This is a genomic window from Nonomuraea sp. NPDC049141, assembly GCF_040648415.1.
GTDB lineage: Bacteria > Actinomycetota > Actinomycetes > Streptosporangiales > Streptosporangiaceae > Nonomuraea.
Window position 1 is genome coordinate 70,926 of the sequence record NZ_JBEZDR010000028.1, and the last position, 15,324, is coordinate 86,249.

Annotated in this window: 13 protein-coding genes; 8 read left to right on the forward strand and 5 right to left on the reverse strand. The window is 69.0% G+C overall.

Going from position 1 to position 15,324, the window contains the following annotated elements; genetic code table 11:
- Nucleotides 1-18 precede the first annotated feature (18 nt).
- The 6 genes from AB0B91_RS53830 to AB0B91_RS53855 all read left to right on the forward strand — a co-directional run bounded on the left by AB0B91_RS53830 (nt 19) and on the right by AB0B91_RS53855 (nt 7,242).
- Nucleotides 19-1,281, forward strand: a complete 1,263-nt coding sequence (locus AB0B91_RS53830; protein ID WP_358339126.1) for a nucleotide sugar dehydrogenase — start codon at nt 19-21, stop codon at nt 1,279-1,281.
- Nucleotides 1,282-1,300: 19 nt separating this feature from the next.
- The gene (locus tag AB0B91_RS53835) at nt 1,301-2,389 is read left to right on the forward strand and encodes a glycosyltransferase (protein ID WP_358339409.1); all 1,089 of its coding nucleotides are present in this window, start codon (nt 1,301-1,303) and stop codon (nt 2,387-2,389) included.
- A gap of 61 nt (nt 2,390-2,450) precedes the next feature.
- Entirely contained in the window at nt 2,451-4,238 is a 1,788-nt protein-coding gene (locus tag AB0B91_RS53840; RefSeq protein WP_358339131.1) for a DUF4434 domain-containing protein, read from the forward strand.
- A gap of 53 nt (nt 4,239-4,291) precedes the next feature.
- The gene (locus AB0B91_RS53845) at nt 4,292-4,957 is read left to right on the forward strand and encodes an NUDIX domain-containing protein (protein ID WP_219534478.1); all 666 of its coding nucleotides are present in this window, start codon (nt 4,292-4,294) and stop codon (nt 4,955-4,957) included.
- A gap of 53 nt (nt 4,958-5,010) precedes the next feature.
- Nucleotides 5,011-6,072 carry a histidinol-phosphate transaminase gene (gene hisC / locus AB0B91_RS53850; RefSeq protein ID WP_358339135.1) on the forward strand — a complete coding sequence of 354 codons (1,062 nt, stop codon included), beginning with the start codon at nt 5,011-5,013 and terminating at the stop codon, nt 6,070-6,072.
- A 339-nt stretch (nt 6,073-6,411) separates the two neighbouring features.
- On the forward strand, nt 6,412-7,242 hold the full coding sequence (locus AB0B91_RS53855; RefSeq protein WP_358339138.1) for a nitroreductase/quinone reductase family protein: 831 nt from the start codon (nt 6,412-6,414) through the stop codon (nt 7,240-7,242).
- Here AB0B91_RS53855 and AB0B91_RS53860 read toward each other — a convergent pair.
- Nucleotides 7,239-8,177: an EamA family transporter gene (locus AB0B91_RS53860; RefSeq protein WP_358339141.1), complete on the reverse strand. Its 939-nt coding sequence runs from the start codon at nt 8,175-8,177 to the stop codon at nt 7,239-7,241. The genes AB0B91_RS53855 and AB0B91_RS53860 overlap by 4 nt on opposite strands.
- Nucleotides 8,178-8,339: 162 nt before the next feature.
- Between AB0B91_RS53860 and AB0B91_RS53865 the strand changes: the two genes are divergently transcribed.
- Complete coding sequence (locus AB0B91_RS53865) at nt 8,340-8,768, forward strand: rhodanese-like domain-containing protein (RefSeq protein ID WP_358339144.1); 429 nt, start codon at nt 8,340-8,342, stop codon at nt 8,766-8,768.
- A 179-nt stretch (nt 8,769-8,947) separates the two neighbouring features.
- On the opposite strand, the gene AB0B91_RS53870 is transcribed toward AB0B91_RS53865, so the two are convergent.
- The 4 genes from AB0B91_RS53870 to purD form a co-directional block, all read right to left on the reverse strand.
- The gene (locus tag AB0B91_RS53870; protein ID WP_214634856.1) at nt 8,948-10,237 is read right to left on the reverse strand and encodes a GTP cyclohydrolase IIa; all 1,290 of its coding nucleotides are present in this window, start codon (nt 10,235-10,237) and stop codon (nt 8,948-8,950) included.
- A gap of 201 nt (nt 10,238-10,438) precedes the next feature.
- The gene (gene murA, locus AB0B91_RS53875; protein WP_358339147.1) at nt 10,439-11,704 is read right to left on the reverse strand and encodes a UDP-N-acetylglucosamine 1-carboxyvinyltransferase; all 1,266 of its coding nucleotides are present in this window, start codon (nt 11,702-11,704) and stop codon (nt 10,439-10,441) included.
- 76 nt (nt 11,705-11,780) lie between these two features.
- Nucleotides 11,781-12,617: a phosphoribosylaminoimidazolesuccinocarboxamide synthase gene (locus AB0B91_RS53880; RefSeq protein ID WP_358339149.1), complete on the reverse strand. Its 837-nt coding sequence runs from the start codon at nt 12,615-12,617 to the stop codon at nt 11,781-11,783.
- The gene (purD, locus tag AB0B91_RS53885; RefSeq protein WP_358339152.1) at nt 12,614-13,834 is read right to left on the reverse strand and encodes a phosphoribosylamine--glycine ligase; all 1,221 of its coding nucleotides are present in this window, start codon (nt 13,832-13,834) and stop codon (nt 12,614-12,616) included. Before purD ends, AB0B91_RS53880 begins: the two co-directional genes overlap by 4 nt.
- Before the next feature lie 466 nt (nt 13,835-14,300).
- On the opposite strand from purD, the gene corA reads away from it, so the two are divergent.
- Nucleotides 14,301-15,317 carry a magnesium/cobalt transporter CorA gene (gene corA / locus AB0B91_RS53890; RefSeq protein ID WP_358339155.1) on the forward strand — a complete coding sequence of 339 codons (1,017 nt, stop codon included), beginning with the start codon at nt 14,301-14,303 and terminating at the stop codon, nt 15,315-15,317.
- Nucleotides 15,318-15,324: the final 7 nt, after the last annotated feature.

Consider the following 15,324-nt stretch of genomic DNA (forward strand, 5'->3'; position numbering starts at 1 on the left):
GCTCCCTAAGGCACAGCTGTGACAGAAATCGACTTGGCTGTCATCGGTCTGGGCTACGTCGGCATGCCTCTCGCCAAGGAGGCTGTCGCCGCCGGTCTGCGGGTCGTCGGCGTGGACGTCGACGCCCGCAAGGTCGAGGCGCTCAATGCCGGACAGTCCTACATCGATGACCTGACCGACGCCGACCTCGAGCACATGCTGGCCAACGGGTTCAGCGCCACGCTCGACGAAACCGTGCTGGCCCGGAGCAACACGATCGTCATCTGCGTGCCCACCCCGCTGGACGAGGACCACCGTCCGGACCTCTCCTCCGTCGAGGGCGCCACCGGGTCGGTCGCGCGCAACCTGAGCAAGGGCACGCTGGTCGTGCTCGAGTCCACGACGTGGCCGGGCACCACCGACGAGGTGGCCCGCCCGATCCTCGAGGGCTCTGGTCTGGTGGCGGGGGAAGACTTCCACCTGGCCTTCTCGCCCGAGCGGATCGACCCGGGCAACCCCAAGTTCGGGCTGCGCAACACGCCCAAGGTGGTCGGGGGCTACACGGACAACTGCCGCGATCGCGCGACGGCGTTCTACGGCCAGTTCATCGAGCAGGTCGTGCCGGTCAGCGGCACCCGCGAGGCCGAGATGGCCAAGCTGCTGGAGAACACCTACCGGCACGTCAACATCGCCCTCGTCAACGAGATGGCGATCTTCTGCGACGAGCTCGGGATCGACCTGTGGGAGTCGATCGAGGCCGCGGCCACCAAGCCGTTCGGCTTCCAGAAGTTCCTGCCCGGTCCCGGCGTCGGCGGTCACTGCATCCCCGTCGACCCGTCGTACCTGTCCTACACGGTGCGCAAGCTCGGCTACCCGTTCAGGTTCGTCGAGCTGGCCCAGGAGATCAACGAGCGGATGCCGTCCTATGTGGTGGCACGGGTACAGCGTCTGCTCAACCGGCATAAAAAGGCCGTAAACGGCGCCAAGGTGGTTATGCTCGGCGTGACCTACAAGCCGGACATCGCCGACGAGCGGGAGACCCCGGCCCTGCCGGTGGCGCGTGCGCTGCTGGAACTGGGCGCCGAGCTCTCGTTCATTGACCCGTATGTTCTGGAGTGGTCAGTAGACGGCACCCCGGTGCCACGGGAAGAAGATCTGGCCGAGGCCGTGGTCGATGCCGACGTGACGCTGCTGCTGCAGCAGCACGCCGCGTTCGACCTCGACATGGTCGAGGCGAAGGCCAGGCTCGTGCTCGACACCCGCGGTGTTCTCACCGAGGGTGAACGCGTCGAGCGGCTGTAGCGACGGAGGGTTGCGCGCAGTGCACGTGCTCGTCATGACGGTGGTGCATAACCCCGAGGACGCGAGGATTCTGCATAGGCAGATTCGTGCCCTCGTGGATGCCGGTCATGAGGTCACGTATGCCGCCTCGTTCACCGCCCACGGGGTCGTTCCTCGTCCTTGGGTCAACGGCGTCGATCTGCCCAGGGCCGCGCAGCGTAGACGCGTGGCCGCGGTCTGGGCCGCCCGCAAGCTGTTCAAGCGCATGCGGCGCAAGGTCGATCTCGTGATGGTGCACGACCCCGAGCTGCTGTTCGCGATCTGGGGCGTGCGCAACCGCCCGCCCGTGGTCTGGGACGTGCATGAGGACACCCCGGCGACGCTCTCGCTCAAGCCGTGGCTGCCGTCGTTGCTGCGTCCTCCGATGCGTTTCCTCGCCCGGATGCTGGAGAGCATGGCGGAGCGCCACCTGCACCTGCTGCTGGCCGAGACGGCCTACGCGGGCCGGTTCAAGCACGCCCACCTGATCGTGCCGAACGAGACCTGGGTCCCCGACTCGGTCACGCCGCCCGGCGACGACCGGGTGGTGTACCTGGGCTGGCTGTCCAGGGCGCGGGGCGTGATGGACGCCGTCGAAGTGGCCCGGCTGCTCCAGCCGTACCGGGTGGCGGTGGAGCTGATCGGCTACGCCGACCCGCAGAGCCGTCCGGTGCTCAACCAGGCCGTCACGGAGGGCCTGCTGGAGTGGCGCGACTTCATGCCGAACGACGAGGCGCTGAAGCGGCTCGACGGCGCGCTGGCCGGGCTCTCCCTGCTGCACGACGAGCCGAACTACCGCCACTCGATGCCCACGAAGATCGTCGAGTACATGGCCCACGGCATCCCGGTCATCACGACCCCGTCCCCGCGCGCGGTCGAGCTGGTCGAGCGGTACGACAGCGGCGTCGTCGTACCGTGGGAGGACCCGAAGGCCGTGGCGCAGGCCGTGCTGACGCTGAGGGACGACGTGCGGGAGCGGCGGGCGCAGGGCGCGCGCGGCTACGCGGCGGCCCGGGCGAACCACCACTGGCCCAACTCGGCCAAGCGGTTCGTGGCCCAGCTCGAATCGTGGGCCGGCGTCAAGAACTAGGCGTCAAGAACTAGCGAGCGGTTTATCTTCGGCAGATCACTAGGGCGGTAGGTTCCTCATCGTGCGCTGGCTCCTCGTGCTCCTCGGCGCTGTGATCCTGGCCGCCGTCGCGGCCGTGATCGTCGTGCTCCCCAAGGACGAACCTCCCAAGAAGGCCAGCCAGCAGGTCAAGGCGACGCCGACCCGTACGGAGCCCACGCCGAAGGTGAGCGAGATCACCGACAGTTGTGGAACGTTCGAGACCAAGGAGAAGGCCCCGTACGCCGTCACCGGCTACTGGATCACCCCCAAGTCGAACCGCTGCACCTGGCGCCACCAGCTGGAGGACATCCATAACCTCGGTGGCGACACGGTCATCAGGATCGGCTACGGCCTGCAGTTCCGCGAGCCCGACGACGAGGGGCGCGTCCAGACCAAGGACGGCCAGCTCGACCCGCTCTACAAGGACTGCGTGGAAGACGGCCTGAGCTGCCGCGACGCGGCCGAACGCGATCTGCGGCAGGCCAACCCGAAGAACCGCGTCTCCCGCATGTACGTCTACCGCACCGACGAGTCGTTCGGGCCAGGCCTGTTCCGCTGCCCCCAGATGGAACACAAGATCACCGTGGGCAATCGGGTGTACTTCCGCATGCTCACCCCGATGGACGGCTCCGACGACGCCACCTGCGACTTCACCAAGCCCAAGCCGTACGACATGATCCTCGTCGCCGGCTCGGACACTGACAGCCTGACGCAGCTCCTCGACCTCGGCGAGCAGTTCGGTGTGCAGGTCTTCCCGGCGCTGCCACTCGCGCCGCGCGACCCCAAGACCCCGACCCGGGCCAACGACAAGCACATGAACACGCTCAGGACGCTGACCCGCCGCATTTTGCAGGACTACGGCGCGCGCTTCGCCGACCGCGCCTCGCTCGGCGGCGTCTACCAGCCGTTCGAGGTGCAGATGGCCGACACGCTCGCCGACAACCCCACCCTCACGGTGTACGCCGAGCAGCACCAGATCGTGGAGCAGGAGCTGCCCGGCAAACCCATCCTCATCAGCCCCTACCTCGACGCCCGCAAGCGCGTCCCCTTCGGGCAGACGCCCAAGCAGGTGGCCGAGGCGTTCGTGGCGCTGGCCAAGACCGGGGTGGGCATCATCGCGCCGCAGGACAGCCGCGGCACCGGCAAGGTCGGCCTGTTCTGGCCCGACCAGCGCGAGACCGAGGTAGATGCGCGGCTGCGCCCCGTCGTCGGCGAGACCACGTACGGCACGGCCTACCACGGCTCGACGCGCGACTACTACCGCGAGATGTCGGCGGCCCGTGAACAGATGCTCCAGGCCGGCTACGACGTGCAGCTCTGGGCGAACGTCGAGGCGTTCGAGCCCTCGGGCGACCGCCCGTGCGCCCCGCAGGGCACCCGCGGCAAGACCGACAAGGAACGCCTCGACCAGGCCGTCACGATGGCCGGCCGCTACGTTCAGAAAATCGTCTCCTACATGTGGAGCGATTTCATGACCTGCGGCTCCCCCTCGCTGGAGACGGAGATCACCAAGGACTGGCAGCGGCCGATCGCGGTGGACGCCATCCGGCGCTCCCGCGACATCCAGGACGGCATGGAGGTGCGCGGCTACCACCTCAAGGACGGCACGATCACCGTCCAGTACGGGGACGAGCTGAAGGAGCTGGTCGTCTCCGCGGTGGGCTGGCTCGACGAGGACCCGCTGGAGGACCTGCCGGAGGGCATGCAGACGGCGTGGGTGCCGTTCGACTGGGCGCAGGTGCCGCCGGACGAGTGGGTCAAGATCGGCGTGAAGCTGCCCTCGGGCAAGGCCACCACCGAGCCGCTCCATGTCCGCATCGTGGCGTGATCGCTCCCGGCGCTTCGAACGCCTCGGACCGCCTGGCGTGTAACGTGCCTGCCATGGTCCCGAGCATCCCGGTCAGCGTCGACCTGGTCGTGCTCACCGTACGCTGCCAGGCCCTGAGCGCGCTCGTGTGGCGCCGGGACAATCCACCCTTCCTGCGCCGCTGGTCGCTGCCCGGCGGCTTCATCCAGCTCGATGAGGACCTCCCGGCGGCCGCCCAGCGCATCCTGGACGAACGCGCCGGCCTCCCCGGCGCTCCGGTGCACCTGGAGCAGCTCCAGACGTACGGCTACCCGGACCGCGACCCCCGCCAGCGCGTGGTCAGCGTCGCCTACCTGGGCCTCGCCCCCGACCTCCCGGCCTCGGAGAAGGCCCACATGAGCTGGCAGCCCGTCGACACCCTGTCGGTGATGGCCTTCGACCACCGCCGCATCATGCAGGACGGCATCGAACGGGCGCGGGCGAAGCTGGAGTACACCTCGCTGGGCGCCGCCTTCTGTCCCCCGGAGTTCACGGTGGCGGACCTGCGGCGCGTGTACGAGATCGTCTGGGGCCGCCCCCTGGACCCCCGCAACTTCCACCGCAAGGTCACCAAGGCGGAGGGCTTCCTGGTGGAGACCGGCGCCACCACCACCCGCGACGGCGGCCGCCCGGCCAAACTCCACCGCCGCGGCCCCGCCGAACTCCTCCACCCCCCGATGCTGCGCTCCCTGAAGGAGTGACGACCGGACCTCCCGGTGCTGCCTTGCCGGGCGGCTTCTTTTAGGGTGAGGCCATGCCTCGTTTCCGTTCGATTCTGGACACCATGCCGGCGTACAAGCCTGGCAAGGCCGTGACCTCCGCCGACGGCCGCTCGTACAAGCTCTCCTCCAACGAGTCGCCCTACGACCCGTTGCCGTCCGTGGTCGAGGCGATCGCCGAGGGGGCGAGGCAGGTCAACCGCTACCCCGACCCGGGGGCGGTCAAGTTGACGGAGGCCATCGCGGAGCGGTTCGGGGTGCCGGCCGAGCACGTCGCGCTCGGCGCGGGGTCCGTCACCGTGGCGCAGCAGCTGTTCGAGGCCGTGGGGGAGCCTGGCGGTGAGGTGATCTACGCGTGGCGGTCGTTCGAGGCCTACCCGCTGCTGGCCGACCTGGCCGGGGTGGAGTCCGTCAGGGTGCCGCTGGCCGGTGAGGACCACGACCTGGACGCCATGGCCGAGGCGATCAACGACCGGACGCGCATGATCTTCGTCTGCAATCCCAACAACCCCACCGGCACCGCGATCCGCGAGGCCGAGCTGGTGGCCTTCCTCGACCGGGTGCCCGACGACGTGCTGGTGGTGCTGGACGAGGCCTACCGCGAGTACGTGCGCGACGAGGACGTGCCCGACGGCCTCACCCTCTACCGCGACCGGCCGAACGTCTGCGTCCTGCGGACCTTCTCCAAGGCGTACGGGCTGGCGGGGCTGCGGGTCGGTTACCTGGTGGGGCACGAGGCGGTGGCGTCGACCGTACGGAAGACGATCATCCCGTTCGCCGTCAACCACCTCGCGCAGGTCGCGGCGATCGCCTCCCTGCGCGCCGAGGATGAGCTGCTGGAGCGGGTCGACACGGTGGTCAAGGAGCGGACCCGGGTACGCGAGTCGCTCATCGCCCAGGGCTGGACGGTCCCCCTGACCGAGGCGAACTTCGTCTGGCTGCGTCTCGGCGACCGCACGCTCGACTTCGCGGCGGCGTGCGCGGCCGAGGGCGTGGCGGTGCGGCCGTTCGCGGGTGAGGGCGCCCGCGTGTCGATCGGCGATCCTGAGGCGAACGACGTGTTCCTCGCGGCTGCGGCGGCCTTCAAGGCGAGTTGACAGTTCGTGGGGCAAGGCCCTCTAATGGGCCTCTTGTCGCGTGTCGCCGGCCGGAGGACGTCGGCGGCATGGAGGCACCGGTTGTAGGGGATGATGTCGTGACTTCTCACTTCACAGGCAGCGCCTGATCTGATCGCGCGCCCGCGCGTCGTCCCCGCGCCCGGTGGTGCCCCGCATCACCGCCGCACGCGAAATCCTGTGCTGCCCGACGGTCCGGCGATCGCCTGACCGCTCCTTTCCGCGTGCTCATCGAGGCTCTCCGCCCGAGGCCGGTACGGCGTGCCGTGCGCCCTCGCATGGTCAACCCCGTCACTTTCACATCTGGAGAGCAAGCAGAGCATGCCCCAAGACTTCAATCAGCAGATCATCGACGAGTTCCGCGCCAACCAGGGACAGGTCGCCATGTTCGACGGCGCCCGGTTGCTCCTTCTGACGACCACCGGCGCCCGGACCGGCGCAAGCCACACCACCCCTGTCGGCTACCTGCCGGACGGCGGGCGGATGCTGATCATCGCCTCCGCCGGCGGGTCGCCCAGGCACCCGGCCTGGTACCACAACCTGCTCGCCGAGCCGAGGGTGAAGGTGGAGGACGGCGTCTTCACCTACCAGGCGGAGGCGGTCGTCCTGGAAGGCGAGGAGCGCGACAGCGCCTTCGCCCGCGCGGTCGAGCTGGATCCGGGCTGGGCCGCCTACCAGGCGAAGACGAGCCGGGTCATCCCCGTGGTCGCGCTGACCCCGCTCGGCGGCGGTCCGAACGCCGGCCGAGGGGGTGACATGCTGGTGGCGGTCCACGACGCGTTCCGCCGGGAGCTGCGGCTGATCCGCAAGGAGGTCGCCGCGTCCGGGACCGGCGGGCTGGGCGTGCAGTTGCGCGTCAACTGCCTGACCCTGTGCCAGGGCCTCCATCACCATCACTCCATCGAGGACGCGCGGATGTTCCCGGGGCTCGAAGGGCAGTATCCCGAGCTCGGCCCGGTCATGGACCGGCTGCGGGAAGAGCACCGGACGGTCGCCCGGCTCCTCGACGAGCTCCAGCGACTCCTGGCGGACGGCGAGCCGGAGGTGGCCGCCGAACTGGTGCTCGCGGAGGTGGAACGGCTCACGACCGAGCTGGAGGCGCACCTCGACTACGAGGAGGAGTATCTCGTCCCGATCCTCAACGGCTTCTAGACTCTGACCTCTTCCGGCGTGAGCCGTGCTGCTTTGGGTCGTCGCTCCGTGGACACCACGAGGGCGACGCCCAGCAGGATCACCACCCCGCCCAGCACGATCTGGGAGCTCACGTGCTCGTTCACGACGAGCGCGCCGAGTATCACCGCCACAGCGGGGTTCACGTACGCGTAGGTCGACACCAGCGAGATCGGCGCGTTGGTGAGCAGCCAGGTGAAGGCGGTGAATCCGACCAGCGACCCGACCAGGATCAGGTAGGCCAGCGCGGCCCATGACCGCCCGGAGACGGCCGTGAGGTCGAGTCGTTCGCCCACCGACGTCCCTGTGACGGCCAGCCCGGCCCCGCCGACCAGCATCTCGATTGTGCTGGCCGCGAACGGGTTGGCCGGCATCGGGATCCGTGCCGACAGGAACGACCCGATCGACCACGACAGCGACGCCACCAGGACCACCACGATCCCGGTGGTGCTCGTCGGCCCGCCGCCGCCGTTCAGCGACAGGGCCGCCACGCCGCCGAACCCGACCAGCACGCCGGCCAGTGTCGCCACCTTCGGCCGGTCCCTGACCACGATCCGGAACACCACCAGCCAGAGCGGCACGGAGGCGACGAGCAGCGCGGCCAGCCCGCTGGACACGTGCTGCTCCGCTATGGCCAGCATGCCGTTGCCGGTGGTCAGGAGCAGCAGCCCCACCAGCGCCGCGCCGCCGAACTGGGCCCGGGTCATCCGGAACGGAGCCCAGCCCTTGCGGACGATCAGCACCCCGCCGAGGATCAGCGCCGCCGTCACGAACCGCAGAGACCCGCTGAGCATCGGCGGCACGGACTCAACGGTGATCTTGATGCCGAGGTACGTCGATCCCCAGACCACGTACACGATGACCAGTGCGCCCCAGACAAGGAGCGGAGAGCGGTGGTCAGGGGTGTTCGATGACATAGCTCCTGACAATAGCGGTCGCTCCCGACAAAACGCCTGCGGGTTTCGGACCTCGCTCGGGGGGTGGCGGAATGTTAACGATAGTGGGCTTTCACGCCACTATCTAGCCTTCTGGCCGCCTGGCAACATCTGTCGCATCAGCTCGCCGTACGAGGGGATGAAATGTCAGGAAATGCAGCCGCCGTGGCCCACTTCTCCGCCCGCCTGGCCTTCGAGACCGACGTCTCCGACGTGGCCACCGACCTGGCCGCCCAGGCCGTCGTCGTGATCGACTCCCGCAGCCAGGAGAGCTGGGACCAGGGCCACGTCCAGGGCGCCGTCCATCTTCCCACCGCCGAGATCGCCACCCGCGCGCCTGCGACGATCCCCAAGGACGCGACAGTGGTGACGTACTGCTGGGGCCCCGGCTGCAACGGCGCCACCCGAGCGGCGTTGGAATTCGCCAGGCTCGGCTACCGGGTCAAGGAAATGCTGGGCGGCTTCGAGTATTGGGCCAGGGAAGGCTTCCCGGTGGAGACCGCGTCGGGCGTCACCCGCCACCGCGTGGACCCGCTCACCGCCCCGGCGGAAGGCATCGCCTGCGGCTGCTGAACGAGGAAATTTTGGTGCCCCCGTCCGAATCCCGTCGATCGGGGGCGACGCAATACATACCCCCTTCGATCGCAGTCAATCCCAAGTTCACCCACGTCAAAAACGCCGGATAAACGGGTCGGGGGCCCGCCGCCCCAGGAAAGGGGAAGGGGGGACGGCGGACCCGTATCAGGGGGCGGTCAGCGTGGCCCGAGTTTCTCCACGATGAGGCGGTAAAGCTGGCGTGGCCGGCCCGGTTGAGGCGTACGGTTGGGCGGCAGCGGCCACGCGAGTCCCTCGTCGACCAACGTGCGCAGCAATCGCCTAGCCGTACGCGGCGTCACTCCGAGCATCTTGCCCGCGCCCTCCGCGTCCACCACGGTGTCGCCGCCCTCCAGCTTGGCGGCCAGCCGGGCCAGCACCTCCACGCCCTTGGGTTTGAGCGCGGTGGAGCCCTGAGGCGGCATCCGCGGAGCCGGGATGAGGGCTCTGCCCTCGCGGTCCACGGCGAAGCCCTGGGCCTGCTTGCCCGCCTGCGTACGCGCCAGCGCCGCCCGTGCGTGCGACTCCGCGTCGTGGGTGGTGCGTCCCATGCCCACGCCGACCTCGACCGCCAGACCCAGCTCGTCGCGGATCCTGGCGGCGAACGGCAACACCCTGAACCCGTCGGTCGCGGCGGCGATCGAGCCCCTGGTCGCGGTGACCAGATAGCTGTGATCGTCGATCGGCCAGACGGTGGCGTTGATGCGGTTCGCCTCCTGGACGAGCAGCCGGTGCAGCGAGAGCCGGAGCTCGTCGCGCCAGTAACGTGGCGCGGCGCGGCGTACCGGCTCGCGTAGCGTCGGCACCTCGACCAGGACCACGGTGAGCTGTGACTCCTCCAGGCGGTGGTGTGCACCGAGCAGCGCTGCGGTGTGCAGCGCGGTGCGCACGGCCGCTGAGGTCGGCCTGATCCTGATGGCCGGGACACCGGACGCCTGAAGGCGTTCGGCGACCGCCGGCAGGCACGTGAGCGCGCCGGTGGTGGATCCCTGCCGGGCCAGGCGTTCGTGGTAAGCCGCGATCGTGCCGGTGGCGCCCGGCTCGTCGCGGCTGTGCACTTCTGTAGCGGCAATCCCGAGGTCTGTGTACGCCTCTTCCACGTCGGCCCTGGCGACCACGTCGATGCTCACCCGCTGCGGGTCGATGCGCGGATCCAGTGCCGCCTTGGCCAGGGCGGCGACCAGCGCCGCCCCGCCGAGCTGCACGTAGGTCGCGGGCATCGTCAGCACGCCTGATCGCCTGGCCAGGTCGTAGGGGACCGGGCTGGCGAAAAGACATGCGTCCACGCCGGGACCGAGCCGCGTCACTTTGTCGGGCGCCTCCTGCTCATCGCGGTAGGCGGCCGCCACAAGACGGCACGGAAGTGGCGCAGCAGCGTGTCCCATCAACATGACCCGCTCGACCAGATCGTGGGGTCCGACCACACCAATGGTGAGGTCCGGTGTCATGGCACCCGGGCGTGACACTCGGGGAGTTTCTTCGGCCCTCTCGACCAATGTTCGTCCCATCCAGCTGTCTGTTGCAGTGCTCTCTTTTGGAACGATCGCTCGCGGGGACCATAATGTCACGCCCGACTTTTCCGGAAAGCCGTTCTGCTTGACTGGCTGAGAAGGTATATCAGCAGCTCAACGAGGTATTCCTAACGCTTTTTAGCGATCGGAAATCTCTTGTGTAATGTCCGCGCCCAGTGCCCGCATTCGCTCGGCGAGATGCGCGTGCCCGCGGTCGATGAGGTAACCCGACTCGATGACGGTCTCGCCTTCGGCGGCCAGTCCGGCGAGCACCAGCGCGATTCCGGAACGCAGGTCGTGCGCCGTCACCCGGGTGCCCTTGAGCGGGGTCGCGCCCCTGACGATGGCCCTGCTGCCTTCGACCTCCACGTCGGCGCCCATCTTGTTCAGCTCGCCGGCCAGCGCGAAGCGGCCGTCGAAGATGCGCTCGTGGATGTAGCTGGTGCCGTCGGCCAGGGCGGCGACCGTCATCATCGGCGACTGGAGGTCGGTGGCGAAGCCCGGGTAGGTGTCGGTGATGATGTTGATCGGCCGCAGCGGCCGCTCGCACCGTACGTGCAGGACCGCTCCGGGCCGGGCGAAGTCGACGCCCATCTGCTCCAGCTTGTAGCGGACGACGCCCAGGTCGAGGCCGGTGCCGACGAGGCTGAGGTCGCCGCCGGTGATCGCCGCGCCCATCGCGAACACGCCGGCGTCGAGCCGGTCGGGCATCACGGTGTGCTCGACGGCGTGCAGTTCGTCGACGCCCTCGACGGTGATGAAGCCGGTGCCGCCGCCGCTGATGCGCGCGCCCATCTTGGTGAGCATGTCGATGACGTCGAGCACCTCGGGCTCCAGCGCCGCGTTCTCGATCACGGTGATGCCCTTGGCCAGGGCGGCGGCCATGATGAGGTTTTCAGTGCCGGTGTGCGAGGGGGTGTCGAGGTAGAGGGTCGCGCCGGTCAGGCCGGACGCCTTGACGTGGATGACCGTCTCGCCCTCGTCGACGACCGCGCCCAGACGCTTGTAGCCCAGGTAGTGGAAGTCGAGGTTGCGGCTGCCGAGATTGCAGCCGCCGACCCCTTCCACGATCGCCTCGCCCAGCCGATGCAGCAGGGCGGGAGTGAACAGGACCGAGCCGCGGAAGCGCCTGGCGATGTCGGCGGGCAGCACCGCGCTGGTCAGCCGGGAGGCGTCGATCACCAGCGTGCGCTCCGCCTCGTGCAGCTCGACGTAGGCGCCGACGGACTCCGCCAGCTCGACAGCCCGCCGCACATCCTCGATGATCGGCACATTGCGCAGGACGGTGCGGCCGTTGGCGGCCAGCAGAGCCGCACCGATCATGGGCAGCACGGCGTTCTTCGCGCCCTGGATGAAGGCGGTTCCACGCAGTGGGTTGCCACCGCGCACGCGGTAACGGACCATTCGTGCGGCTCCTCGGAGGTCTCGGTCTGGCTAGACCGGCCAAGAGTAGCCGCTAACCACACCTGCCCCAGCCGAATCATCCGCTAAAGGGGGCTCCGGTGATGCGCTCGTAAGCTTCCAGATAACGCTGTCTGGTCTGCTCCACTACCTTATCCGGAAGGCGAGGTGGGGGAGTTCCGGAGTCTTTGTCCCATCCCGATTCGGGCGATAGCAACCAATCTCTTACATATTGCTTATCAAAGGACGGTTGTGAGCGTCCGGGTTGCCACCCGTCAGCGGGCCAGAATCGTGACGAGTCAGGCGTGAGTACCTCGTCCCCCAGGGTGAGCACACCATCAGCGTCGCGACCCAGCTCGATCTTGGTGTCGGCCAGGATGATGCCCCGCTCGCGGGCGATCTCGGCGCCGCGCGTGTAGACGGCGAGCGTGATCTGGCGGAGTGCCTCGGCCGTCTCCGCGCCCACGTCGCCGACCACCCGCTCGAAGGAGATCGGCTCGTCGTGCTGCCCGACCGGGGCCTTCGTCGAGGGGGTGAAGATCGGCTCGGGCAGCCGGGACCCGTCTTCGAGGCCCGGCGGCAGCCGTACCCCCGAGACCGCCCCGTCGCGCCGGTAGTCGATCAGGCCCGAGCCGGTCAGGTAGCCGCGCGCCACGCACTCGACGCTCACCATCGACAGCGGCTTGCACAGCATGCTGCGGGAGTCGGGCCCCGGCCCCGCGATGTGATTGGGCACCACGTCGGCGAGCCGGTCGAACCACCACAGCGACATCTGCGTGAGGATGGCCCCCTTGTCGGGGATCGCGGGCTCCAGCACGTGGTCGAAGGCCGATATCCGGTCGGAGGCGACCATCAGCAGGAGCCCGTCGTCGGTCTGGTAGAGGTCGCGGATCTTACCGGAGTGCAGATGCTTCATCGGGCGATGTCCGTCCTGTGGTGCGAGCCGCGCAGGCGTACCCGGGAGACCAGCTCGTAGGCGTTGCGGCGGGCCGTCTCCTGGTCGGGGCCGGTGCCGACCACGTTGAGCACCCGTCCGCCGTCGGAGAGCACCTTGCCGTCGGCCAGTCTCGTGCCGGCGTGCAGGACGTAGGCGTCGGCGGTGGGTTCGAGCCCCTCGATGACGTCGCCCTTCACCGGGGTGTCCGGGTAGTTCTCGGCCGCGACGACCACGGCGACCGCCGACCCCCCGCGGAACACCGGCACCGGATGCTCGCTCAGCCGCCCGGTGGCGCACGCCGCCAGCAGCCCGGCCAGCGGCGTCTCCAGGCGGTCGAGCACCACCTGGGTCTCCGGATCGCCGAAGCGCGCGTTGAACTCGATCACCTTCGGCCCCTTCGCGGTCAGGGCCAGGCCCACGTACAGCACGCCCTGGAACGGGCAGCCGCGCCGGGCCAGCTCGGCGATCGTGGGCTGGACGACCTCGCGCATCACCTGCTCGGTGAGCCCGTCCGGCGCCCAGGTGAGCGGCGTGTAGGCGCCCATGCCGCCGGTGTTGGGCCCTTCGTCGCCGTCGTAGGCCCGCTTGAAGTCCTGGGCGGGCTGCAGCGGAACGGCCGTCGTGCCGTCGCAGAGCGCGAACAGCGAGACCTCGGGTCCGTCGAGGAACTCCTCGATCACCACCCGCTCGCACGCCGCCGCGTGCGCGAGCGCCTGCTCCCGGTCGCCGGTGACGACCACGCCCTTGCCGGCGGCCAGCCCGTCGTCCTTGACCACGTATGGAGCGCCGAACTCGTCGAGGGCCTGGGCCGCCTCCTCGGGCGTGACGCAGGCCCGCGCCTTGGCCGTGGGGACGTCGGCCGCCGTCATGACCTCCTTGGCGAACGCCTTGGAGCCCTCGATCATCGCGGCCTCGCCCGAGGGCCCGAAGCAGGCGATGCCCGCGGCGCGCACCGCGTCGGCCACGCCCGCCACCAAGGGCGCCTCGGGGCCCACCACGACCAGGTCGGCGGCGAGCCGCACGGCCAGCTCGGTCACCTGGCCGGGGTCGGTGGCCGTGACCGGATGCGTGGTCGAGATCTCCGCCATGCCCGCGTTGCCGGGGGCGCTGTGGAGCTCGGTGACCTGGGGATCGAGCATGAGTGAGCGGCACAGGGCGTGTTCACGCCCGCCGGATCCGATGACTAGAACGCGCACCGCCCCATTGTGGCAGGGACGGCCGGACGGCTTCCCGTCGCACCCGCGACAGACCGGCCCGGGCACTCGAAATGTGGGAATAGCCGGGAATCTTTGTGGAGTTCTACCTGATCTGACGACGGGTCAGGGAGTATCGTCGGTCTGGTCCATCCCGCCTGTGGTAACTTAGGGCGGCTTTGTGGCATCTCTTGTGATTGGAGGTGGTCCGGGATGAAACCTGGTGATCCCAGCAGTACGTGCTCACCCACGTACACCCTGTATGCCCCCGACCACTCCAATCCGGCAGCCTGATCGTGCCTCCACGCTTTTTCCTTGATTGAGGTGACTTTTCGTCGCGCGTGGAGCGTGCCAGGTCGGGCGGAAAGGGACTGCCATGCGCTCGTCCACGATTTTCCGTCGCACCACCCGTCACCCCGTACAGCCGCATGTCACGCGCCAGCTCACCAAGCCGGTACGTGAGAGCTGCGTGCCTCCCATTGACTCCATCGTCGAGTTCGGCGCCTACATCAAGGGCAAGAAGGTCGACGCCGCGGGCATCGAGGAGTCGCTCGAGCTGGTCCGCGAGCACAACAGCCAGTTCGACGGCGCCAAGGCGTTCGTCTGGGTCGGCCTGCACGAGCCCGCCGCCCCCGAGGTCGAGTGGCTGGCCGGCGTGTTCGGCCTGCACCCGCTGTCCGTCGAGGACGCGGTCAAGGCCCACCAGCGCCCCAAGGTCGAGCGCTACGGCGACTCCCTGTTCATGGTGCTCAAGTCCATCGCCTACCTGGACCACGACGAGCTGACCGCCACCAGCGAGATCATCGCCACGGGCGAGATCATGGTGTTCCTCGGCGTCGACTTCGTGGTGACCGTACGGCATGGCCGGCACTGCCCCCTCACCGAGGTGCGCGAGCGGCTCGAAGACAAGCCCAAGCTGATGGACCGCGGCCCGGCGGGCGTGCTGCACGCCATCGCCGACCACGTCGTCGACCGTTACCTCCAGGTCGCCGACCTCATGCAGCTCGAACTCGAAGAGGTAGAGGCGACCGTCTTCGCCGACGTCAGCTCCCGCGACATCAACCGCATCTACCAGCTCAAGCGGGAGATGCTGGAGCTGAAGCGGGCGGTCACACCGCTCCAGGCGCCGCTGGCCGCGCTGCCGCAGCGCCGGGTGATCCCGTCGGAGATGCGGGAGTACTTCCGCGACGTCGGCGACCACCTCTCCCGCGTGTGCGAGCAGGTCGAGTCGTCGAACGAGCTGTGCAGCTCGATCCTGCAGGCGGCGCTGGCCCGCTCGAACGCGCTGGCCAACGAGGACATGCGCAAGATCTCGTCCTGGGTGGCCATCATGGCGGTGCCCACGATGATCGCCGGGATCTACGGCATGAACTTCGACTTCATGCCGGAGACCAACCAGGTATGGGGCTATCCGGCCGTGCTCGCCGTGATGATCACGGCCTGCGTTCTGCTGCACCGCGGCTTCCGCCGCAACGGCTGGCTCTAGACGGTGC

Coding starts and splice junctions, on each gene's coding strand:
- AB0B91_RS53845 (WP_219534478.1), top strand. CDS start 4,292: ATGGTCCCGAGCATCCCGGTCAGCGTCGACCTGGTCGTGCTCACCGTA.
- hisC (WP_358339135.1), top strand. CDS start 5,011: ATGCCTCGTTTCCGTTCGATTCTGGACACCATGCCGGCGTACAAGCCT.
- AB0B91_RS53855 (WP_358339138.1), top strand. CDS start 6,412: ATGCCCCAAGACTTCAATCAGCAGATCATCGACGAGTTCCGCGCCAAC.
- AB0B91_RS53860 (WP_358339141.1), bottom strand. CDS start 8,177: ATGTCATCGAACACCCCTGACCACCGCTCTCCGCTCCTTGTCTGGGGC.
- AB0B91_RS53865 (WP_358339144.1), top strand. CDS start 8,340: ATGTCAGGAAATGCAGCCGCCGTGGCCCACTTCTCCGCCCGCCTGGCC.
- AB0B91_RS53870 (WP_214634856.1), bottom strand. CDS start 10,237: ATGACACCGGACCTCACCATTGGTGTGGTCGGACCCCACGATCTGGTC.
- murA (WP_358339147.1), bottom strand. CDS start 11,704: ATGGTCCGTTACCGCGTGCGCGGTGGCAACCCACTGCGTGGAACCGCC.
- AB0B91_RS53880 (WP_358339149.1), bottom strand. CDS start 12,617: ATGAAGCATCTGCACTCCGGTAAGATCCGCGACCTCTACCAGACCGAC.